Raw genomic sequence first — 21,690 nt, forward strand, 5'->3', positions numbered from 1 at the left:
TTCTCCGAGCCGACCCGTTGACTTCACCCTGTGACGGTTGTTAGCGTCGCTGTGAACCATTAGTACACACTCCTTACATATTCGACGCTCCGACGATGGACAGGGGAACCGCACGATGGCTTTCGCCCGACACTCCAGCTCGACCCCGACGGGACGACGACGTCCCGTCCTGATCACCACGGCGCTCGCCGCGGTGATGACGCTGCTCGCCGGACTGGTCGTGACCCAGCCGGCGTTCGCAGCAGGCACGATCGGCGCCACCTTCACCTCCGCCGGCGACTGGGGCACCGGTCACCAGGTCAACGTGAAGGTGACCAACTCCGGCTCCGCGCCCGTGAACGGCTGGACCATCGAGTTCGACCTCCCCGCCGGGGACACCATCAGCAGCTCGTGGGACGCCGACGTCACCCGGGCCGGGAACCACTACACGGCGAAGAACAAGAGCTGGGCCGGCTCGCTCGCGCCCGGGGCCTCGTTCACGTGGGGCTACGTCGCGACGGGTCCCTTCAAGACCCCGACCACCTGCAGCATCAACGGCGTGGCCTGTACCGGTGGGACCCCCACCAGCACGCCGACCACCACGCCGACACCGACGCCCACCCCGACGCCCACCCCGACGCCGACCACGACGACGCCGCCGCCCCCGGGTGGCAAGAAGCTCGTCGGCTACTTCGCCGAGTGGGGCGTGTACGGCCGCAACTACCACGTGAAGAACATCCAGACGAGCGGCTCGGCATCGAAGCTGACCCACATCCTCTACGCGTTCGGCAACACCACCGGCGGCCAGTGCTCGATCGGTGACTCCTACGCGGCCTACGACAAGGCGTACACCGCGGCTGACTCCGTCGACGGCGTCGCCGACACGTGGGACCAGCCGCTGCGCGGCAACTTCAACCAGCTGAAGAAGCTCAAGGCCATGAACCCCGGCCTCAAGGTCATCTGGTCGTTCGGCGGCTGGACCTGGTCGTCCGGCTTCACGCAGGCGGCGGCCAACCCGACCGCGTTCGCCACCTCCTGCTACAACCTGCTCAACGACTCCCGCTGGGCCGGTCTCTTCGACGGCATCGACATCGACTGGGAGTACCCGAACGCGTGCGGCCTGTCGTGCGACTCGAGCGGTCCCCAGTCGTTCAACAACGTGATCACGGCGCTGCGCAACAAGTTCGGCAGCAGCAAGCTGATCACAGCGGCCATCACGGCTGACGGCAGCAACGGCGGCAAGATCGACGCCGCCGACTACGCCGCCGGGGCGCAGAAGCTCGACTGGATCATGCCGATGTCCTACGACTACTTCGGGGCGTTCAACCCGACGGGTCCGACGGCGCCGCACTCACCGCTGACGTCCTACGCGGGCATCCCGCAGGCGGGCTTCAACACCGAGGCGGCCGTCGACAAGCTCATCGGCAAGGGCATCCCGGCCAACAAGATCCTGCTCGGCGTCGGCTTCTACGGCCGTGGCTGGACCGGGGTCACGCAGACGGCCCCCGGAGGCTCGGCGACGGGCGCCGCTCCGGGCACCTACGAGGCCGGCATCGAGGACTACAAGGTGCTCAAGACCAAGTGCCCCGCCACGGGCACCGTCGGCGGCACCGCGTACGCGAAGTGCGGCTCGGAGTGGTGGAGCTACGACACCCCCAGCACCCTGGCCGGCAAGACGACGTGGGCCAAGAACAAGGGTCTCGGCGGCGCCTTCTTCTGGGAGCTGTCCGGTGACACGTCGAACGGCGAGCTGATCAGCGCGCTGTCCAACGGCCTGAGGTAGGCCACCACGCTGACGCCCGGCCGCTGGTCCTCTCCCCGGCGGCCGGGCGTCATGTGTTTTCATCCGATATGCCCCGGTTCTGCGGTCGTAAACTGGACGATCGGGCTCATGCAGGGGGCCCGCGCGACGGAGGGAGTCGTGCGATGAGACGTGCATTCTTGTCGGTCGTGCTGTTGGTGAGCGCGTTCCTGGTCGTCCTCGCGTTGCCGGCCACGGCGGCGCCGTACTGCGGACTCGTGTGGGGGTCGCTCGACGAGACGGCGGGGGACGTGTGGCCGTCGCCGATCGTCGACGTCCGCACCGGTCAGCACGCGTGCTACGACAGGCTCGTCGTGGATGTCGCCGGTGACGTCGGCGGGTACCACGTGTCCTACGGCCAGTACCTGGTGAACCCCGGTTCGGGTGAGGCCACGGACCTCCGCGGCGGCATGGTGCTGCAGATCACGGTGAACAACCCGGCCCATGACGAGAACTACAACCTGACGTACAACCCGGCCAACCCGCTCGAGCTGCGCAACGTCGCGGGGTACCGCACGTTCCGCCAGGTCGTGTCCGCGGGGACCTACGAGGGGTACACGACCATCGGGCTCGGCGTCCGGGCACGGCTGCCGTTCCGGGTCTTCGTGCTCGACGGGCCGGGCACGTCGTCCCGCCTGGTGGTGGACGTCGCGCACCGCTGGTGATCAGACCAGGACGGTCAGCAGGTCACGGACGACCGCCGCGGTGGCGTCCGGGGGGATGCCGTGGTCGGCGCCCCCGGGGACGACGACGTGCCGGGCGTGCGGGAGCAGCGCGGCCAGCGCGGCGGCGGACTCCGGCAGGCCGGGCCACGTCTGCGCGCCGGTGATCACCACCGTCGGGACGTCGACAGCGCACATCGCCGGCGTCGGCACCCCCAGCACCGAGGTGATCGTCGCGTCGTAGACGGTGCTCTGCACGATCGCGACGAGCGACGCCCAGCCCGGCGAGCTGCGGAACTGCTCGACCATCGCCGCGGGGATGCCCACCCCCTCGGTCTGGAACAGTGCGACGGCGTCGCCGGGCCGCCCGTCGGCGATCAGCTCCGTCAGCCGCCCCGGCAGGTCGGCCGGTCGTGCGGGCAGCGTGCCGAGTGCGAACGGCACCTCGTAGAGCGCGAGGTGCGTGACGGGGAGGCCGGCCGCGGCCGCCGCGAGGGCCAGGTTGCCGCCCGAGGAGTACCCGAACACCGCCGCGCTGCCGCCCGCGACGTCGATCACCGCGGCGAGGTCCTCGATCTCCCGCTCGATCGCGTACGGGGCCGTGTCGCCGCTGCGCCCGCGCGCACGGCGGTCGTAGGTGACCACGGTGTGGTCGCCCTGGAGCAGCGCCGCGAGGGCGGCGCAGGTGGTGTGGTCGTTGAACGCGCCGGTCGCGAACACGACGGCCGGGCCGGTCCCGGCGTGCACGTAGGCGATCGGGGTGCCGTCGGCGGAGGTGAGGGTCTGCATCGGAGCTCCTGGGTGGTCGGGCTGCTGTCACCTGGGGGACGAAGGGTGCTGCCGCGGATGGACACCTCGCGCGATGCTGTCCATCGTGGCGCTCGCCGCTCGTCCAGGGGGAGGACCACCCGTCGACAGTCAGGAGCCGTCATGCAGTACCTGTTGCTCATCAGTGCCGACGAGGACCTCGCGGTGACGCGGATGCGCGAGGGCGCGTTCGCCTCGTTCGACACCTGGATCACCGACCTGGAGCAGCGCGGGGTGCTGCGCGCGCACGTCGGGCTGCACGAGAGCGCGACGGCGACGACCGTGCGGCTGCGCGACGGCGAGGTCCTGCTGACCGACGGCCCGTTCGCCGAGGGGCGCGAGCAGGTGGGCGGGCTCGCGGTCGTGGACTGTGCGGACCTCGACGAGGCGGTCGCGATCGCGGCGGCGCACCCCGCGGCGGCGTTCGGGCAGGTGGAGGTCAGGCCGGTGCGGGTCTCGTGACCGACGACGTCGAGCGGGTTCTCGCGGACACGTTCGCCCAGGACTGGGGGCGCCTCGTCGCCACCCTGATCCGGCTCACGGGCGACTGGGACCTGGCCGAGGAGTGCACGCAGGACGCGTTCGCCGCGGCCCTGCGCACCTGGCGTCGCGACGGCATCCCCGACGTGCCGCGCGCGTGGCTCACGACGACCGCGCGCAACCGGGCCATCGACCGGATCCGGCGCGAGCGCGTCGGCGCCGAGAAGGTGCGCTCCCTCGTCGTGCCGACCGACGAGCCCGACCTGGACGCGATCGCCAGCGGGATCGCCGACGACCGCCTCCGGCTGCTGTTCACGTGCTGCCACCCCGCCCTGTCCCTGTCGTCTCGGGTCGAGCTCGCGCTGCGGACGCTGTGCGGCCTGACGACCGCCGAGATCGCGCGGCTGTTCGGGGTGCCCGAGCCGACGATGGCCAAGCGGCTGGTCCGGACCAAGCACAAGATCGCCGTCGCCGGCATCCCGTACCAGGTGCCGTCGGCGGACCGGCTGCCCGAGCGCACGCCCGCCGTGCTCGCGGCCCTCTACCTGATGTTCACCGAGGGCTACGCGGCGACCGCCGGTCCGCACCTGGTCCGCGTCGACCTCTGCCACGAGGCGATCGACCTGGCGCGGGTGCTGACCGGGCTCGTGCCGGACGACCCGGAGGCCGCAGGGCTGCTCGCGCTGATGCTGCTCCAGCACGCCCGGGCGTCGGCCCGCACGGGCGTCGACGGTGTCCTCGTCCCGCTCGAGGAGCAGGACCGGACCGCGTGGGACCACGCCGCGATCGACGCGGGCCTGGCCGAGCTGCGGCGGGCGGTGCGTCGCGAGCGCGTCGGCCCGTACCAGCTGCAGGCGCTGATCGCCGCGTGCCACGCGACCGCGCCGACGGCAGCGGCGACCGACTGGGTCAGGATCGTCGGCCTCTACGACGAGCTCGTCGCGGTCCTGCCGTCCGCCACCGTGCAGGTGAACCGTGCGGTGGCGGTGGGGATGGCGCGGGGGCCGCAGGCCGGTCTCGACGCGCTCGCCGGCACCCCGGACCACCCGCTCAGCCCGGCCGTCCGCGCGGACCTCCTGCGTCGGCTGGGCCGGGCGACCGAGGCTGCCGAGGCGTACCGGGAGGCGCTCACGCGCACGGACAACCAGGCGGAGCGGGCCTACCTCGAGGGCAGGTTGCGCACCTGAGGCCTACTGTCGCGGGATGGGGCCGACGCGTCGCATGCAGCAGGTGGAGGTGGTCGACGACGACCATCTGATCGCCGCTGCGGACGGGCCGCGGACCTCCGGGCGCGTCCGTCGCTGGGTCGCCGTGCTGCTCGTCGTGACCCTCGTGCTCGCAGGTGCTCAGCTGGTCCTGGCCGCCCGGGACCGCGCCACGTCCGCCCGGTTCGCGCAGCTCCCCGGGGCCCTTCCTCCGGTCGACGCGGACGTCGGCGCGCTCTGGCGGGTCGACGAGGCCGACCTGGAGGTGCTGACCGAGGGCGTCGAGGTCGAGGGCGGCCTCCTGGGGGTGCGGACCGGTGGCGACGGGGCGGCGAGCGTCGTGTCGCTCGACCCGCGGACCGGGGCCGAGCGGTGGAGCACGCCGCTGACCGACGCGGACACCGTGCTGGCGCAGCGGGGTGCGCGGTCCTCCGTCACGTCGTGCCTGCAGGTGCCCGAGGCGGACGATGCCGAGCCCCTGGTCGCCTGCCTGGTGTCCGACGCGCTGCTGAGCTTCGGCATCCGGGGTCGCCTGACCGTCACCCGGCCACCGACGACGTCGCGCGTGGTCGTGGTCGACGCCGCGGACGGCCGGGTCGTCGCCGACCGGACGGCTCCGCCCGCCATCGCGTTCGCGGTGCTGCCGGGGCTCGTCGCGGTCGGCCTACCCGGTCACGACGGGCACGCCGAGGTCACCGCGCAGGACCTGCTCAGCGGCGAGGTGCTGTGGCACCACAGCTCTCCGCGACCCGCGGTGGACCCGGTGGGCGACGTCTCGGGCTTCGAGGTCGTCGCGCTGGACGACCTGGTGGCCGTGGTCGAGGTCGGCTCGAACGTGACGCTGCTCGCGGCCGACGGCACGGTCGCGCGCGAGCGTGAGCGGTACGACCGGCTCTCCCAGGACGAGGCCGCCACCCGCCTGGAGGTGCTGTCGGGCTACCTGGCGTTCAAGCCGGTGACCACGATCGTGCAGCCCGGCCGGGCCGACCGGCGGATCCCGGGCCGCCTGGTGACCCGCACCGTCGACGACGGCAGCCTGCCGGGCATCGAGCTGATCGAGGGGTCGCGCATGCAGGCGCGGGACGCGACGACCGGCGACCGCCTGTGGCAGGCGGACCGGCACACGAGCGGCCCGGTCCTCGTCCTGCGCGGGCTGGTCTACTGCACCAGCGGGGACAGCCCCGGGGAGCTCGTGGCGTTCGACGGCCGGTCGGGGTCCGTCGTCTGGTCGGCGAACGTCGGCACGTACGACCAGCTGGCCCGGCTGATGACCGACGGCCGCGTCCTGCTCGTCGGGCTCACACCGGCGGAAGGCGAGGCCGAGGGCTCGCTCGCGGCGTTCGCGCTCGCCGACGGGGAGCGGCTCTGGCGCGTGCCGCTGCCCGACGGGCTCGACGCGGCGTGGACGCTGGGGCACGTGCTCGTCGCCGGCGACGACGCCGATCCCACGGTGTCGGTCGTGCTGGGCAGCCCATGATCCTCACCCGGTCTGCGCGCGCCGCCGAGCCGGTGCGGGGTTAGTGTCCGGCCATGTCGCGCGGTGCGATGCAGCACGTGGAGCTCGACGAGGCGGGGGTCCCCGTCCCCACCCGGCAGCCCCGTGCCCGTCGTCGAGGTACAGGGTGGTGGGTGGTCGGGACCGCCCTCGTCGTCGTCGCGGTGCTCGTCGCCACGCAGGCCGTGCTCGACGCCCGGGAGCGGGCGGTGGCCGAGCGGCTCGCCGCGACACCGGGGGTCGTGCGGTCCCTCGGTGCCGACGTCGGCGTGCTGTGGCGACCGGACCCGGCAGCGACGGCGGTGATCGTGCAGCGCATCGACGTCGACGGCGCGGTCCTCGGGCTCGCCGTCGCCGATGACGGCTCGCAGGCGTTCGTGTCCCTCGACCAGCGCACCGGCAGGCAGCGCTTCAGCACCCCGCTGCTCGATCCGGACCCTGCCCGCGCGCGGTCGCTGGACCGGACCGCGGCCGGCACGTGCGTCGCCGTGCCGGTCGACGAGGGGTCGCCCGACCAGGCCGCGTGCCTGGTGAGCGACGGCTTCGTGCAGTACGGCGACGAGGGCGTCGAGACCCGCAAGCCCGCGACGACCACCCGGGTGGTCGTCCTCGACACCCGCGACGGGCACGTCGTCGCCGACACGTCCGTGCCCGGCGCCACGGCGCTCGCGGCGCTGCGGGGGCTGGCGGTCGTGGCGGTCCCCGGGCGGGACGGACAGACGGAGGTGACCGGTCGGGACCTGTTCACCGGCGAGGTCCGCTGGCGGTTCAGCCCGCCGCTCCCCGGCGCCGACCGTCGCGTGTTCGCGGGCGAGGTGCAGCTGTTCGCCGTCGACGGCCTGGTCGGCGTCACGATCCCCGGCTGGACCGCCACGGTGCTCTCGTCGTCGGGCGAGGTGCTGCGCGAGAGCCGGCCGGGGGACGCCGACCACCTGCTGGACCCGGTCGCCGGCCGGCTCGTCCTGCTCTCGACCACCGGGTCGGGGGCCCTGCTCTCCACCCTGGTCGAGCGCGGCCGCGCGGACGTCGACGTACCCGGAGAGGTCCTCCCGCTCACGGTCGACGACGGGAGCGTGCCGGACCTCGTCCTGACGTCCAGCGGCAACGTGCGCGGCTGGGACGCGGCCACGGGAGAGTCGCGCTGGACGTCCGACGTCGTCGCGTCGGTGAACGCCCTCCTCCTGGACGGACGGGTGTACGTGAGCACCCGGGCCGGTGTGGCCGCGCTCGACGGTCGCACCGGCGACCTGCTGTGGCGGGCGAGCACGGCGGGGAGCACCGTGCCCGGGTTCGTCGCCACCGACGGACGGCAGCTGGTCACGACCGAGCAGCCCGTCGGCGGGGGGAACATCAGCGACCTCGCGGCCTTCGCCCTGGACGACGGCCGCACCCTCTGGCGGGTCGCGTTCCCCGACAACCTGTGGTCCAGCGCCGCCGTCGGGCACCTGCTGATCGGGTGGGGCCGGGACGGCCGGCTGGTGGTGCTCGGGTAGCACTCCTGGCGCGTAGTGTCCCGACATGGTGCGCGACGGCGAGACGCAGGAGGTCGAGCTGATCGACAGCGACTCCGAGCCGTCCGGGCCGGGGCCGGGCACCTCGCGCGTGCGGCGCTGGTGGTTCGTCGCCGGTGCGGCGGTCCTCGTCCTGGTGCTCGCCGGCGTGCAGTGGGTGGTCGACGCTCGCGAGCGCGCGGCCCTGGCGGCGCTCGCGGCCGTGCCTGGCGTGCTCGATCCGCTCGGGGACGAGCTCGAGGTCGTGCGCGCGCTCGGGGAGGAGGAGACCCGGTCCATGCTGACCTCGATCTCGCTGCCGGACCAGACGTGGGCGAGCATCCGGGTCGGCGAGGACGGGTCCCAGGCCTTCACCGCGACCGACCTCCGCACGGGCGAGGCCCTCTGGTCCACGCCGCTGCTCGGGCCGAACCCCGGCCGCGCGGCCGGCCGTCAGAAGAGCAGCGGCGGCGAGTGCAGGCCGGGTGCCGACGCCCACGCGGCAGCGGCGACATGGGCCGTGTGCACGGTCACCGACGGCTACAGCACGTTCTCCATCGCGGAGGGCGAGGAGCCCGTGCAGGCGACCACCACCCGGGTCGCGGTCCTCGACACGGGCGACGGGCACCTTCTGGCCGACTGGCCCGCGGAGCACGACGCCCGGATCGGCGTGCTGCCGGGCATGGTGCTCGTCGGTCTCCGGCGGGACGGGGACATCGAGATCGTCGCGCACGACGCCCGCACCGGCGCCGAGCTCTGGCGCCACCAGGACTCGCCTGCCCCGAACACGTCGGTGCCCGCCAGCTCCTGGTCGTTCGACACCGCCGGCGACGTCGTCGCGTACCGCGACGGCGACCGGCTGACGGTGCTCTCCGCGGATGGCGAGGTCGTCCGGACGGACCTGCAGGCCGCTCGGGGCGAGGGCCTCGTCACCGATCCCGGGACAGGTCTGCCGACCCTGCCTCTCCGGACGCAGACCGGGGACCTGACGGGGACGACGACGATCCTCGCGCGCGACGCCGACCCGGCCCGCGACCGCGTGCTCCTCGGCCGCGTCCTGCAGCTGACCGTCGACGACGGGAGCGTGCCCGGCCTCGTGCTGAGCTCGCGCGACAAGCTGTACGCGTGGGACGAGGAGACCGGCCGGCCGCGATGGGACCGGGACCTCGCGGGGGTCGGGGTCGGCGCGCTCGTGGTGCACGGCCGGGTCTTCCTGTGCAGCGGGACGTCGCTCGTCGCGCTCGACGGCCGGACGGGGGAGCAGCTGTGGGAGGCGGAGGTGCCGTCGTGCTCGTACTCAGGTCTGCTGACCGACGGCCAGGACCTCCTGGTCGGCTCGATCACCACAGGAACCTCGGGGCTGGGCGGCCTCACGGGGTACGACTTCGCGACCGGCGAGGTCACCCGGCGGTTCGAGTACCCCGCGGGACTCGTCCAGCTCGGGACCTTCCAGGAGCACCTCCTGGGCTACACGCGGACGTTCGAGGAGGTCGTCGTCCTGCGCTGACCGGGCGGCAGGTACAGTCCCGCCATGGCGCGCGGTGGCGACATGCAGGAGGTCGAGCTGCTCGACGGTGACGAGGACGTCGCCGTGCAGCCGTCGCCGCCTGCCCGGGACCGGCGGCGCCTGTGGTGGGTCCCGGTCGGTGCCGTGGCGGTGGCGCTGTCGCTCGTCGGCACGCAGCTGGTCCTCGACGCCCGCGAGGACGCGGCGGCGGCACGGCTCGCGGCCGTCCCCGGGGTGTTCCCGCCGCTCGGCGACGAGCTCGGCGTGCTGCGCACGATCTCCCAGGCGGACGCCACGGGCATCTGGGGAGGCCTCCGGCTGGGCGGCGCGCGGACGGCCGGCATCCTGGTCGCGCCGGACGGGTCGCAGTCCTTCACGGCGATCGACCAGCGGACCGGCGACACGCTGTGGTCCACCCCGCTGCTGGGTCCGGACGCGGACAGGGCCGCATCGCTCGAGAACGCCTACGGCGGCGCGTGCCAGGGCGACGGGACGCGAGGCGCGCCGGCGACGGTCGCCGCCTGCCTGGTCACGGACGGTTTCGTGCGCTACGAGGACGACGGGACCGAGGAGCGGTCACCCGCGACCACCACGAGGGTGGTGGTCCTCGACACCACTGACGGGCACGTGATCACCCAGTGGGAGGTGGAGGAGACCTCGCAGCTCGCCCTCGTCGGCGACCTCGCCGTGGTGGGGACCCGCAGTGCGGAGCGCGGGGTGGTGGTCGTCGCGCACGACGTGATCACCGGCGACGAGCAGTGGCGGTACCAGGAGCCTGTCGACGGCACCCTCGTCGGGTCGCCGCAGGAGTACTGGGGGCTCATGGCCGCCGGCGACGTCGTCGCCATGCATGACGGCCACGGCCTCGCCTTCCTGTCGCCGACCGGGACCCTCATCCGCGAGGACCTCCGCGCCGCGAGCCGTGATGCCGGCTTCGCCACCGACCCCGTCACGGGGACCTTCGCGATCACCAGCTACTCGAGCGGCAGCGCGCGGATCACGACGCTGCTGGCTCCCGACGCCGACCCGGCCGGCGACGTCGTGCTGCAGGGTGAACCCGTGCACGTCTCCGTCGACGACGGGAGCCTGCCGGGTGTGGTGCTGACGTACCTGTCCCACGCGTACGCGTGGGACCGGCAGACCGGTGAGCAGCTGTGGGAGGCCGAGGTCCAGCCGAGCTACAGCGGCCTCGTGATCCGTGGACGCGTCTACCTGACCACCTCGACCGAGGTCCTCTCGCTCGACGGGCTCAGCGGCGAGGTCCTGTGGCGCACCCAGCTGCCGTCCTACGGCATGGGTGAGCTCGCCACCGACGGTCGCGACCTCCTGCTGCTGTCGTCGTCGTACGACGGCACCAGCGACGGCGCGGTGACCGTCTACGACCTCGCCAGCGGTGACGAGCTGCGGACGATCCCGTACCCGGAGGGCGTCGACGACGTCCAGCTGCTCAACGGCCTGCTCGTGGGCTGGTCGCAGGTGTCCGAGGAGATCACGCTCCTCGAGTGACCCGGTCGGTCACCCCAGGGCGTCGATCGCGACCATCTCGTCGTCGGTCAGCGTGAACCCGAGGACGTCGAGGTTGGTCGCGATCCGCTCCGGCGTCGTCGACTTCGGGATGACCACGACGTCGTGCTGGACGTGCCAGCGCAGCACCACCTGCGCAGGGGTCACGCCGTGGGCGTCCGCCGCGTCGGTCAGCGCCGTCGACCGCAGGTCGGTGCGCTTCAGCGGGCTGTACCCCTCGACCACGACACCGCGCTCGAGGTGGGCAGCCAGCAGGTCCGGGTCGTGGTCGCGCGGGCTGTACGGGATCTGGTTCACGGCCGGTGCCTCCCCCGTGGCGGCGATCAGCTCGTCGAGCTGGGCGAGCGAGTAGTTGGACACGCCGATCGACCGGACCAGGCCCTCGTCGCGCACCTCGCGGAACACCTGCCACGTCTCGGGGGAGGCGTGGCGTCCCGGCGGCCAGTGGATCAGCCAGAGGTCCAGGTGGTCGGTGCCCAGTGCCGTCAGCGACTCGGTGAGGGTGCGACGGGCGCGGCCGGCGTGGTCCGGGGGGAGCTTGGTGGTGACGAAGACGTCGTCGCGGTCGATGCCGACGCCTCCGAGGGCGCGGCCGACCTCGGCCTCGTTGCCGTAGCCGGTGGCGGTGTCGATGTGGCGGTAGCCCAGCTGCAGGGCCACGCTCACCGCACGCTCGGCGGCCCCGCCCTCCGACTGCCAGGTGCCGAGGCCGACGACGGGGATCTGGCCACCGGGGAGGGTGAGAGTGGGGATCGGTGCGTTGATCATGCGCCCCAGTCTCGCCCGGGACCTCCCGCCGCGCCCGACGGTCTCGCTACGCTCCCCGGGTGGTCGTCGCCGACGTCGGCCGGCGTCGCGGCGCACCCCCCGCCGTGCCTCCGTTCTCGACGCTCTGGGTTCTCACCGCCGCGGGTGTCCTGCTCGCGGTGCTCGTCGCCCTGTCCGGGCGGTACGGCCCGCACCGCGACGAGCTCTACTTCGTCGCCGCCGGCCGGCACCTCGCGTGGGGCTACCCCGACCAGCCGCCACTGACCCCGCTGATCGCCCGCCTGATGGACCTGCTCGCACCGGGCTCCCTGGTCGCGCTGCACCTACCCAGCGCGCTCGCCGCGGCTGCGGTCGTGGTTCTGGCGGCCCTGACCGCACGGGAGCTGGGCGGGGGGACCGGGGCGCAGCTGCTCACGGCCGTCGCGACCGGGACCGGCGTGGTCGTCGTGACGCTCGGGCACATCCTGTCGACGACCACCATCGACACCCTCTTCTGGGTCGCGATCGTCTACGTGGTGCTGCGGACCCTCTCCCGGGACGCGCCGCGCGGCTGGCTGCTGGTCGGGCTGCTCACCGGGCTCGGGCTGCTGGACAAGCACCTGGTCGCGTTCCTGCTCGCGGCGATCGTCGTCGGCGTCGCCCTGACGCCGCAGGTCCGGCACCACCTGCGCTCGCCGTGGGCGTGGGCAGGCGTCGGTCTCGCCGTGCTGCTCTGGCTGCCGAACCTGCTGTGGCAGGCCACGCACGGGTGGCCGCAGCTGGAGCTCGCCGCGGACATCCGCGACGAGTACTCCGGGGTCGGCCCGCGGCTCGAGTTCGTCGGGCTCCTGCTCGTGCAGTTCAGCCCGGTCGCCGCGGCGCTGTGGATCTACGGGCTCGTGCGGCTGCTGCGCGTGCCGGCGCTGGTGCGTGCCAAGCCGCTGGCGTGGGCGTTCCTCGTGCTGGTGGTCCTGTTCCTGGTGACCGGCGGCAAGGCGTACTACGTCGTCGGCGCGGTGCCGGTGCTGCTCGCTGCGGGCGCGTGCGGGCTGGAGGAGCGCTGGTCCCGACGGGGTCTGGTGGTGGCCGGTGCCGTGCTCGCGCTGAGCGCGTTCGTCGTGTGGCCGGCCGCACTCCCGGTGCTGCCGGAGAGGGCGTTCGGCGCCTCGGTGTACCCGGAGCTCAACGACGACCAGGCCGAGATGATCGGTTGGCCCGCGCTCGTCGACGCCGTGGGCTCCGCCGTCGCCGACAGCGATGCCGAGCTCGTGGTGACCGGGAACTACGGCGAGGCGGGCGCGCTCGAGTGGTACGGGTCCGACGTGCCGGTGTTCAGCGGGCACAACGGGTACGCCGCATGGGGACCGCCGGCCACGGACCTGACAGGCCCGGTCGTGCTCGTCGGCTACGAGGCCGCGCCGGACTGGGCGGTCGGGTGCCGGGACGTGGGGCGCGTCGACAACGGGGTCGACGTCGACAACGAGGAGCAGGGCGGCCTGGTGCAGGTGTGCGACGGGCCGCGGGGCTCGTGGGCCGACGTGTGGGACGAGGTCCGCCGGCTCGACGCGTGAGTCCGGGGTCGGCCACCCGCGGCTCCCGGTCGGCCCGAACGTGGAGCTGCACCGGCTTCCTGCTGTCCGCGTTGCACCGCGTCGTCGCCTCTCGACGTTCTCTTGCGCACATGTACGTAAGTTCTTGCTTTGTCTGATTCGATCTTGTCAGTCAGATTGTCCAGAACGTACGGTGTGTCCCGTCCATGCGGCACCGTTGCCTCCCTGTCGGCCGGTGCCGTCCCGGCTGCGCAAGGAGGCGCTCCGTGAGGAACACAGTCAGCTGGTCACGCCGTCGAGCGGCACGAGCCCTCGCCCTCGTGCTCGCCGCCGCCACCGTCGTCGTCGGCACCAGCAGCGCGGCCTCGGCCCACGGTCGGCCCCCCGCCCCGACGCCGACCCCGGTCACCCGCGCCGCCCTCGACCCGGCCCTGGTCAGCGGGCGCGGTGCAGCGGTCGGCTTCCTCGAGCAGGAGGCGGAGAAGGCGGTCACGAACGGCACGGTCATCGGCCCCGACCGGACGGCGTACACGCTGCCCGCGGAAGCGTCGGGACGCTCGGCCGTGCAGCTGGCGCCCGGGCAGTACGTCGAGTTCACGCTGCCGAAGGCCGCGAACGCGCTCACCGTCCGGTACTCGATCCCCGACTCGGCCACCGGCGGCGGCATCACCGCGCCGCTCGACGTCACGGTCAACGGCTCCGGCAAGCGGACCATGACGCTGACCTCGCAGTACTCCTGGCTCTACAACCAGTACCCGTTCAGCAACGACCCCAACGCCGGGCTGCTGCACCCCGACTGGTGGATCACCGAGTGCGGGTGCGTTCCCGCGTACACGACGCCCACGCCGACGATCACGACGCCGTTCCGGCCCATGCACTTCTACGACGAGCAGCGCCTGCTGCTCGGGAAGACCGCGAAGGCCGGCGACACGGTCCGCCTGACGGCCCCCGCCGGGACGAACGCCGCGTGGACCGTCATCGACCTGCTCGACTCCGAGCAGGTCGGGCTGCCGCACGTCCGGTTCAAGGCCGCCAACGTGCTGCTGTTCGGCGCCGACCCGTTCGGCAAGAAGGACTCTGCCGCGGCGTTCGACAAGGCGATCGCGTTCGCGCAGAAGAAGGACCTTCCGGTGTACGTGCCGCCGGGGGTCTACCAGGTGAACCGGCACATCATCGTCGACGACGTCACGATCGAGGGCGCCGGCAGCTGGTACACCACCATCCGCGGGAAGGAGGTCGCCCTGTCGACCCCCGCCCCGGACGGCTCGGTCCACACCGGCGTCGGGTTCTACGGCAAGGACGCGTCCGTCGGCGGGTCGTCGAACGTGCACCTGTCCGGGTTCGCCATCCAGGGTGACGTGCGCGAACGCATCGACACCGACCAGGTGAACGGCGTCGGCGGCGCCCTGAGCGACTCCACCATCGACGGGCTCTACATCCAGCACACCAAGGTCGGCGTGTGGGTGGACGGGCCGATGGACAACCTCGTCGTGAAGAACAGCTACTTCGTCGACCAGATCGCCGACGGGCTCAACTTCCACACCGGCGTCACCAGCTCGGTCGCGTCGAACAACTTCGTGCGGAACACCGGCGACGACGGCCTCGCGATGTGGGCCGAGAACACGACGAACTCCGGCAACAAGTTCGAGAACAACACGGTCCAGACGCCGACGCTCGCCAACGGGATCGCGATCTACGGCGGTCACGACACGACGCTCGTCGGCAACCTCGTCGCTGACCCGATCCGCGAGGGGAGCGGCATCCAGGTGGGCTCCCGGTTCGGCGCCGAGCCGTTCACCGGCAGCCTCTGGATCACCGACAACACGACCGTCCGTGCCGGCACCTACGAGCTCAACTGGAACATCGGGCTCGGGGCGATCTGGTTCTACGCGCTCCAGGGGAACATCGACGCGGACATCCAGGTGGTCGGCGACCACTTCCTCGACAACACCTACAACGCGATCATGGTCGTCGCCGACTGGCCGGTGAAGGATCTCTACTCGGTCACCAACGTCCACTTCAAGGACATCCGCGTGGACGGCACCGGCACGTCGGTGCTCAGCGCGCGGGCCGCCGGGTCCGCCACGTTCGAGAACGCGGACGCCCGCAACGTCGGTGCCGTCGGCATCAACAACTGTGGGTCGTTCAACTTCCCGCCCACGGGGTCCGAGTGGTCGTCGATCGACCTCGGCGGCAACGACGGCGGCGGCACCACCGGCCCATGGTTCGGGTCGTGGCAGCTGCCGAACACGATCACGTGCGACGACCGGCCGCCCGTGGTCGTCCCGCCCGCGCCGTCGCCCTGGTGACGACGGCAGGACCGCCGCCGGGGGTGCGGTGAGAGAAGGGCGGCGTCCGGGGCTGGGTACCCGGACGCCGCCCTTCTCGCTGCCCCCGTCACCTGCCCTCGAGCACAGCCCAGCCGTGGGGTGCGACGGCGGACTGGTCGCCACGCGTCGTGTCGTCGCAGGCCACCGGGGTCCCGGCCGGCATCGCCAGCGGTGCGTCGTCCAGGTTGAGCGCGACGGTCAGCACGTCGTCGCCGTCGCGCACCTCGTAGACGAACGTGGTGTTGGTGAGCTCGACCTGCGTGGTGCGCGCCCGGTGCAGCCACGGGTGGCGACGGCGCAGGCCGATCAGCTCCTGGTGGAGCCGCAGGACGGGGTTGTCGTCGTCGCCGGGTCCGTCGGGTGTGAGCTCCGGGCGGACGGCGTCGTCGCCACCCTCGCGCTCCTCCTTCACCCCGGTGGCCCCCAGCTCGTCGCCGGCGTAGACCGTGGGGGTGCCGCCCACCGTGCACAGCACCACGACTGCGTGCGTACGGTGCCGGGGGTCCTCGATGGTGCTCGCGATGCGCGTGGTGTCGTGGTTCCCGACGAACGTCTGCGGCGCGAACGACTCGAGGAACTCGTCGTGCCGCGTCAGCGACCAGGCCAGCTCCCACAGGTTGGCGTCGCTGATGGAGCTCCAGATCGCCTTCCAGAGCTCGTACTGGGTGACCGAGTCGACGGTCGACTCCTGCACGAACGCGGGGTAGTCACCGTGGATGACCTCCGCGACGAACCACGCGTCCGGGTGCTCCGCGCGCACGCGGGGCAGGACCTGCGCCCAGAACGTCGTCGGCACCGCGTACGCCGCGTCGAGCCGCCACCCGTCCGCGCCCCGGCCCAGCCAGTGGTTCATGACCCGGACCACGTAGTCGACGACGCCCGGGTGCGCATGGTCGAGCGTGACGAGCGCGCCGTGGCCCTCGAAGCCGACGAACCCACCGTCGTCGTCGCGCAGCAGCCAGACGTCGTCGTCGGACCGGCCCTCGATCGCGTCGACCGACCGGCGTGCGATCGCCGAGTCCCGGCCCACGTGGTTGAAGACCCCGTCGAGCAGCACCTTCAGACCCCGGCCGTGCGCCTCCGCGACGAGGGCGTCGAAGTCCTCGTCGCCACCGAGGCGCGGGTCGATGCGCAGGTGGTCGACGGTGTCGTACCCGTGCGTGGTGGACGCGAAGACCGGACCGAGCAGGATGCCCGAGGCGCCCAGCGTGACGACGTGGTCGAGCCACCCGACCAGGCGTCGGAGGCGGTGCTCGTCGGGACCGGGCGGCTCACCCGGGTACGCGCCGACGGCGCCGAGCGGGTAGACGTGCCACCAGATCGCGTGTCGGACCCAGTCGGGCTCGGTCATCTGCTCCCTCGTCCCCGTCGTGGTTCGTCGTCGAGCGTAGGCCGTGGGCGGGGCGGTCGCAGGGTCCGAGCGGTGAGGCGGCGCGGGCGGTGCTTGCCCGCGGACATGCCCGCAGGGATAGTCCGGACGTGGAGCCCGACCCAAAAGGGGGGCCCGAGGCCCTCGGGCAGCTGACGCGTCAGCCGTGCGGCCGATCCACCGGTGTGATGGGACCTCGCACACGCGGTCCGGCTGGTCCCTTCCAGACCGGCCCGGCTCAGCCGGTCTCCTCCGGTGGGCCGAGGTGCGGGTACCGGCGTCGTAGTACCGGCGGGGCCGCCCACCACCACGACTCCGCGAGGTGCGCCCGCAGCGTCTCGTCATCCACGACGTCCATCGCGATGAGCACCAGGTTGGTGCCCGCGTGGTGGTCGGTGGTCGAGTACAGCGCCGGCTCCTGCTCCACCAGCGCCAGCCGCTCCCCGTCGTCCTCGACACGCACCGTGAGGCGGTCCTCGTCCCACAGGCGTGCCACCAGGTTCCGGTGGAACCACGCCGGCTGCCCCCAGCTCTGCCGCTCGGTCACCTCCGGCAGAGCGAGTGCCGACCGTCGGGCGTCGTCGAGGTCCATCGACCCATCCTCGCGGTGACCACCCACATCGGCGGCGGCTGACAGACGGGCCAGAGTCAGAAAGGTGGGTCGCCGAGGTCAGGTGGTGCGGGTGGTGGTGGTCGGTGCTGGAAGGCGTCGGGGGCCGTGTGGATGCGTTGAGGGTGGCGGGCGTAGGTCAGTCCGTGGCGGTCGGTCCAGGTGGAGATGCCGGTGGTCGGGTCCCAGGTCACGCTCCACCAGCGCTTCGTCTTGGCTTGGTGGTGGTGCTTGCACAGGGAGTGCAGGTTCTCGGTCGTCGTCTGCCGCGCGCTGGCCGGGTCGGTCGCCTGGTGGTCGTAGGGGATGCGGTGGTCGATCTCGCAGCGGGCGGCCGGTTGGCGGCAGCCCGGGAAGGTGCAGGTGATGTCGCGGGCGGCCACCGTGCGGGTCAGGTCCGCACCGGGGCGGTAGCTGGTGGTCCCGACCGCGGTGACCTGGCCGGTGCGGTCGGTCAGGATCCGGCGCCAGGTGGCGTCCTGGGCGAGCTCGCGGGCGACCTGGGCGGGGATCGGCCCGTAGGAGCCGAGGGTGCCCGGGTGGTCGTCGAGGCCGAGCAGGGTCGAGGCGGCGACGGTCACCTGGAGGGCTGCGCGTTCGCCGTGCCTGCGGGGCAACGGCGTGCCGTCGGGCGTCAGCTGGGTGTCCAGGATGCCGGTGAAGATGTCGGCGAAAGCGTCCGCTCGTCGCTGGTCGATGGTGCGGGTGTCGCCGTCCACCGCACTGTGACCGGCCAGGGCGTCGATCGCGGTGAACGCCGCGGTGGCCTCGGCGGCGGGCAGGTAGGCGATGAGGCGGGCCATCGCGTCCGGAGCCAGGGCCAGCTCGACCGAGCGGCGGTCGCGTTCCGTGCGGCGGCGGCGCTCGGCGGCGCCCGGATCGGTGGCGATGAGGGTGGCGCGCACGTGGCGGGTCAGCTGGGGCGTGGTCATCTCTCCGGCCCGGGCCACCGCGTCGGCGACGACGATCGCGGCGATGTCCGGCGCGGCTGAGGACGTCTCGGCCAGGATCACGTCTACCTTGCGGGCCTCGATCGCGCCGGCGGCCCAGGCGTCGGCCAGCACGGGGTGCTGTCCGGCGCCCCAGGCGCGCACGAACAGGGCGGTGGCGGCGCGCCTGGTGCACGCCAGGGCGCAGGCGAGCTCGTCGGGGACGCGCGCCAGGGCGTCGGTGGTCCGGGCCTCGATCTCGCGGATGACCTCGGCCTGCGCGGCCTGGGCCATGTTCACGACCTGCTGCCACGCCGAGGCAATGTTCACCAGGGCCACGTCCGAGACGTCGGCGACCGGCACCGACGACAGCATCGAGGCCAGCTCACCGACCTCGACAGCGGGGATCGGAAAGGCCGGGACCTCCCGCAGGTTCACCACACGTGCCCCGCCATCGTCACCTCCGCCGTCCGAGGCGCCGGGGACAGCGAGACCGCCCGCACCGAGATCGTCGGCGGCTGCGCTCGGACCCCGCGCGGCGCCCGGACCCCGCGCGGCGCCCGGACCCAGCGCGGCGCCCGCGCCGGCGGTGCCCGTGACATCGCCCGCGAGATCTGCGGCGTCGAGTCGGTCCTCGAGCATCGCCGTCATCGCCGCCACCTCCGACCTCGTTCCGCGAATTCACCCGATCCGGGCATAGAACAACTGTACGACCGACCACTGACATTCGCCGCTGACCAGCACAAACGCGGACAGCGGCGATGAGGCCAGAGACATGGGACTCGTACACTTGTTCGATGGCTCGGGAGATCGACTGGTCGAAGTGGCAGCGGACGCCACGCGGCTGGGTGCGGGTGCCGCCGGGTGGCTGCCCGGCCGGTCACCGGTGGACGACGAGCGGGCCGGGCCGGCCGTCGGAGCGGTTCGTCACGTGCGGGTGCACCGTCGACCGGCACCACACGCTCTGGGTGTGCCCGACGTGCGGGATGCACTGCGCGGAGGGGTGCACGGACACGGACCTGTGGGCGGGCACGACGGTGTCGTCGGGGATCATCGGCAGCCGCCGCGGGCTGGTGTGAGTGGGGGTGCGAGAGGCGGTCGAACACACCAGAGACCCGCGACGGCCGCGGCGTGGTGCGTCGCGAGATAGTGGGTGGCATGGGGCGCCGGTGGGGGATCGTCGTGATGGCCGTCGCGCTGCTGTCCGCATCGTGCGCGTCGTCGCAGGCGAGCCGTGCCCCGACGGTTGCGCCGACCGCAGGGTCGTCGACCCCGAGCCAGGCACCGGTGACGGCTCCGGCGGTCCCGGACGTCGCAGACGCCCCGGTCGTCGTCCTTCCGCCCCCGGACTTCACGTCCACCATCTCCGAGATCACCCCGGAGCTGGCCGCCCGGATGGAGCCGTCGTGGCGCCCCGGGTGCCCGGTCCCGCTGGAGGACCTCCGCTACGTCACGGTGACCCATCGCGACTTCGCGGGGGAGAAGGTCCAGGGGGAGCTGGTGGTGCACGCCGACGCGGCGGAGGACATGGTCACGGTGTTCCGCGCGCTGTTCGACGCGGGCTACCCGGTCCGGTCGATGCGGCTGGTCGACGACTTCGGAGCCAGCGACGACGCGTCGATGGACGCGGACAACACGTCGGCCTTCAACTGCCGGGCGATCACCGGCGGGACGGGGTGGTCGGAGCACGCCTACGGGCGGGCGATCGACGTCAACCCCGTCGAGAACCCGTACGTGTCGGGCTCGTCGGTGGGGCCGAGCGCCGGCCGCGAGTTCGTGCGGCGCCCCGACAGCCCGGGCGTGATCCACGGCGGTGACGAGGTGGTCGGTGCGTTCGCCGCGGTCGGGTGGCTCTGGGGTGGCGACTGGGACTCCCCGGTGGACTACCAGCACTTCTCGCCGTCGGGCCGCTGAGCGCGGTCAGCCCAGCCGCGCGTCGACCTCCGCCATGCGCCGCTCGGCGATCAGCCGCACGGTCTCGGCGCTCAGCGGCGAACCCGCGTCGAACTGCAGGGTGGCGCCGGACAGCTTCCCCTCGCCGACCACCCCGGCGAGCGACGTGGCCAAGGGTGGGCTCATGAGGTGCAGGCTGCAGTGCGTCTTCGCGACGGACAGCGCGACGAGCCCGGTCCCGCGGTACTTGATGGTCGGCACCTGGTAGGAGATGACCTGCTCGGCGTCGGGCACGACCTCGAGCAGCCGGTCGCGCACCACGCGCAGCGCGGCGCCCTGCTCGGGTGGGACGGCGTCGAGGTACTCGTCGACGGTGCTGGCCGGGTAGCCCTCACGAACCATGGCTCCTCCTAGGGGTGTGCTCGAACGGTGACCTCGACGAAGTCGTCGACCCGCATCACGCGCAGCCCGGCGCGGATCACCGCAGGTACCAGGTGGGCTCCGTCGTCCCCGTGCAGCCGGACGGGTGCGCCGAGGACGAGCACGCGCCCCTGACGCACCATCCGTGCTTCGCCTGCGGCCTCGAGGTTGCGCAGCCACTGGACCTGGGTGCCGTAGGTCAGGGCGATGACGAGGCCCCGCGGCGTGGTGAACGCGAAGACGGGGGTGCGGTACCGGCGTCCGCTGCTGCGCCCGACGTGGTGGAGGGTGGCCATCGGCCAGACCTGGTCGGAGATCGACCCCAGCACGGGGTTGGTCACCCGGCGGTTGAACCGCGTGACCCAGAGCGGGATCGGCATGTCCTCGACGGTAGTGCGCAGGGTAGGGCGACCGCACGAGGAGTGCGAGCCCAGGGGCGGTCTGGACACCCGGGGTCTCGCCCAGCGGACCGGGAGTTGCACCCGCGGGGCAGACATGAGCACGGTGGAGACGCCCGATCGAGCCGCCCGCGAGGGTGGCGCCACCGGCAACCGAGAGGAGAGCCCTGTGCTCACCCTGACCGACACCGCCCGTACCGCCGTCCACACGCTCACGACGAAGGCAGGTCTTCCCGACGAGACCGGGGGTCTGCGGATCGCGCAGCAGGAGGCCGGCGGCTTCGCGCTGGCGCTCGTCCCGGAGCCGTTCCCCGGCGACGACGTCGTGACCGACGGGTCGACCCGCGTGTACGTGGACCCGGAGGCGTCCGTGACCCTGGCCGACCAGCGCCTGGACGTCGAGCCCGCTGCGGACGGCACGATGTTCACGCTCGGCCCGCAGCAGTAACCACCAGCACCACAGCCGCCCGAGCCCGCTCGGGCCGACGACGACG

Annotated in this window: 20 protein-coding genes; 13 read left to right on the top strand and 7 right to left on the bottom strand. The window is 72.8% G+C overall.

The window, feature by feature from the left end; translation table 11 throughout:
- The first annotated feature begins 115 nt into the window (after positions 1 to 115).
- Together J2X26_RS17125 and J2X26_RS17130 are read left to right on the top strand one after the other, a co-directional pair.
- Positions 116 to 1,762, top strand: a complete 1,647-nt coding sequence (locus tag J2X26_RS17125; RefSeq protein WP_307493914.1) for a glycosyl hydrolase family 18 protein — start codon at positions 116 to 118, stop codon at positions 1,760 to 1,762.
- Positions 1,763 to 1,905: 143 nt separating this feature from the next.
- Entirely contained in the window at positions 1,906 to 2,445 is a 540-nt protein-coding gene (locus J2X26_RS17130; protein ID WP_307493915.1) for an AMIN-like domain-containing (lipo)protein, read from the top strand.
- On the opposite strand, the gene J2X26_RS17135 is transcribed toward J2X26_RS17130, so the two are convergent.
- The gene (locus tag J2X26_RS17135; RefSeq protein WP_307493916.1) at positions 2,446 to 3,231 is read right to left on the bottom strand and encodes an alpha/beta fold hydrolase; all 786 of its coding nucleotides are present in this window, start codon (positions 3,229 to 3,231) and stop codon (positions 2,446 to 2,448) included.
- 141 nt (positions 3,232 to 3,372) lie between these two features.
- Between J2X26_RS17135 and J2X26_RS17140 the strand changes: the two genes are divergently transcribed.
- From J2X26_RS17140 to J2X26_RS17165, 6 genes are read left to right on the top strand one after another with little or no spacing between them, the layout of a single operon-like run.
- Complete coding sequence (locus J2X26_RS17140) at positions 3,373 to 3,711, top strand: YciI family protein (protein WP_307493917.1); 339 nt, start codon at positions 3,373 to 3,375, stop codon at positions 3,709 to 3,711.
- Entirely contained in the window at positions 3,708 to 4,916 is a 1,209-nt protein-coding gene (locus J2X26_RS17145; protein WP_307493918.1) for an RNA polymerase sigma factor, read from the top strand. Before J2X26_RS17140 ends, J2X26_RS17145 begins: the two co-directional genes overlap by 4 nt.
- Before the next feature lie 16 nt (positions 4,917 to 4,932).
- Positions 4,933 to 6,411: an outer membrane protein assembly factor BamB family protein gene (locus J2X26_RS17150; protein WP_307493919.1), complete on the top strand. Its 1,479-nt coding sequence runs from the start codon at positions 4,933 to 4,935 to the stop codon at positions 6,409 to 6,411.
- A gap of 53 nt (positions 6,412 to 6,464) precedes the next feature.
- Positions 6,465 to 7,922 (top strand): outer membrane protein assembly factor BamB family protein, encoded by a 1,458-nt coding sequence (locus J2X26_RS17155; protein WP_307493920.1) that lies wholly within the window; start codon positions 6,465 to 6,467, stop codon positions 7,920 to 7,922.
- Positions 7,923 to 7,947: 25 nt separating this feature from the next.
- A complete protein-coding gene (locus J2X26_RS17160) occupies positions 7,948 to 9,426 on the top strand; it encodes an outer membrane protein assembly factor BamB family protein (protein WP_307493921.1) in 1,479 nt (492 codons plus the stop codon).
- Between the two features lie 24 nt (positions 9,427 to 9,450).
- Complete coding sequence (locus J2X26_RS17165) at positions 9,451 to 10,932, top strand: outer membrane protein assembly factor BamB family protein (RefSeq protein WP_307493922.1); 1,482 nt, start codon at positions 9,451 to 9,453, stop codon at positions 10,930 to 10,932.
- A 9-nt stretch (positions 10,933 to 10,941) separates the two neighbouring features.
- Here the strand turns inward: J2X26_RS17165 and J2X26_RS17170 are convergent, their stop codons facing one another.
- Positions 10,942 to 11,718 carry an aldo/keto reductase gene (locus tag J2X26_RS17170; protein ID WP_307493923.1) on the bottom strand — a complete coding sequence of 259 codons (777 nt, stop codon included), beginning with the start codon at positions 11,716 to 11,718 and terminating at the stop codon, positions 10,942 to 10,944.
- 59 nt (positions 11,719 to 11,777) lie between these two features.
- Here J2X26_RS17170 and J2X26_RS17175 point away from each other — a divergent pair, with 59 nt between their 5' ends.
- Entirely contained in the window at positions 11,778 to 13,268 is a 1,491-nt protein-coding gene (locus tag J2X26_RS17175; protein ID WP_307493924.1) for a glycosyltransferase family 39 protein, read from the top strand.
- A gap of 245 nt (positions 13,269 to 13,513) precedes the next feature.
- Positions 13,514 to 15,556 carry a glycosyl hydrolase family 28-related protein gene (locus J2X26_RS17180; protein WP_307493925.1) on the top strand — a complete coding sequence of 681 codons (2,043 nt, stop codon included), beginning with the start codon at positions 13,514 to 13,516 and terminating at the stop codon, positions 15,554 to 15,556.
- An 88-nt stretch (positions 15,557 to 15,644) separates the two neighbouring features.
- Here J2X26_RS17180 and J2X26_RS17185 read toward each other — a convergent pair whose 3' ends face one another.
- From J2X26_RS17185 to J2X26_RS17195, 3 genes are all read right to left on the bottom strand, one after another.
- Entirely contained in the window at positions 15,645 to 16,928 is a 1,284-nt protein-coding gene (locus J2X26_RS17185) for an alpha-amylase family glycosyl hydrolase (protein WP_307493926.1), read from the bottom strand.
- Positions 16,929 to 17,184: 256 nt separating this feature from the next.
- Complete coding sequence (locus J2X26_RS17190; RefSeq protein ID WP_307493927.1) at positions 17,185 to 17,538, bottom strand: MmcQ/YjbR family DNA-binding protein; 354 nt, start codon at positions 17,536 to 17,538, stop codon at positions 17,185 to 17,187.
- A gap of 56 nt (positions 17,539 to 17,594) precedes the next feature.
- Positions 17,595 to 19,136, bottom strand: a complete 1,542-nt coding sequence (locus J2X26_RS17195) for an HNH endonuclease signature motif containing protein (protein WP_307493928.1) — start codon at positions 19,134 to 19,136, stop codon at positions 17,595 to 17,597.
- 146 nt (positions 19,137 to 19,282) lie between these two features.
- On the opposite strand from J2X26_RS17195, the gene J2X26_RS17200 reads away from it, so the two are divergent.
- Both J2X26_RS17200 and J2X26_RS17205 read left to right on the top strand, forming a co-directional pair.
- Positions 19,283 to 19,564 carry a hypothetical protein gene (locus J2X26_RS17200; protein WP_307493929.1) on the top strand — a complete coding sequence of 94 codons (282 nt, stop codon included), beginning with the start codon at positions 19,283 to 19,285 and terminating at the stop codon, positions 19,562 to 19,564.
- A gap of 79 nt (positions 19,565 to 19,643) precedes the next feature.
- Positions 19,644 to 20,399 carry a M15 family metallopeptidase gene (locus J2X26_RS17205; RefSeq protein ID WP_307493930.1) on the top strand — a complete coding sequence of 252 codons (756 nt, stop codon included), beginning with the start codon at positions 19,644 to 19,646 and terminating at the stop codon, positions 20,397 to 20,399.
- Positions 20,400 to 20,405: 6 nt separating this feature from the next.
- Here J2X26_RS17205 and J2X26_RS17210 read toward each other — a convergent pair whose 3' ends face one another.
- Both J2X26_RS17210 and J2X26_RS17215 read right to left on the bottom strand, forming a co-directional pair.
- The gene (locus J2X26_RS17210) at positions 20,406 to 20,780 is read right to left on the bottom strand and encodes an iron chaperone (RefSeq protein ID WP_307493931.1); all 375 of its coding nucleotides are present in this window, start codon (positions 20,778 to 20,780) and stop codon (positions 20,406 to 20,408) included.
- Between the two features lie 8 nt (positions 20,781 to 20,788).
- Positions 20,789 to 21,178 (bottom strand): nitroreductase family deazaflavin-dependent oxidoreductase, encoded by a 390-nt coding sequence (locus J2X26_RS17215; RefSeq protein ID WP_307493932.1) that lies wholly within the window; start codon positions 21,176 to 21,178, stop codon positions 20,789 to 20,791.
- A gap of 115 nt (positions 21,179 to 21,293) precedes the next feature.
- Here J2X26_RS17215 and J2X26_RS17220 point away from each other — a divergent pair, with 115 nt between their 5' ends.
- The gene (locus tag J2X26_RS17220) at positions 21,294 to 21,644 is read left to right on the top strand and encodes an adhesin (protein WP_307493933.1); all 351 of its coding nucleotides are present in this window, start codon (positions 21,294 to 21,296) and stop codon (positions 21,642 to 21,644) included.
- The last annotated feature ends 46 nt before the right edge of the window (positions 21,645 to 21,690 follow it).

This window comes from Cellulomonas humilata, from assembly GCF_030814415.1.
GTDB classification, from domain to species: Bacteria; Actinomycetota; Actinomycetes; order Actinomycetales; family Cellulomonadaceae; genus Cellulomonas; species Cellulomonas humilata_A.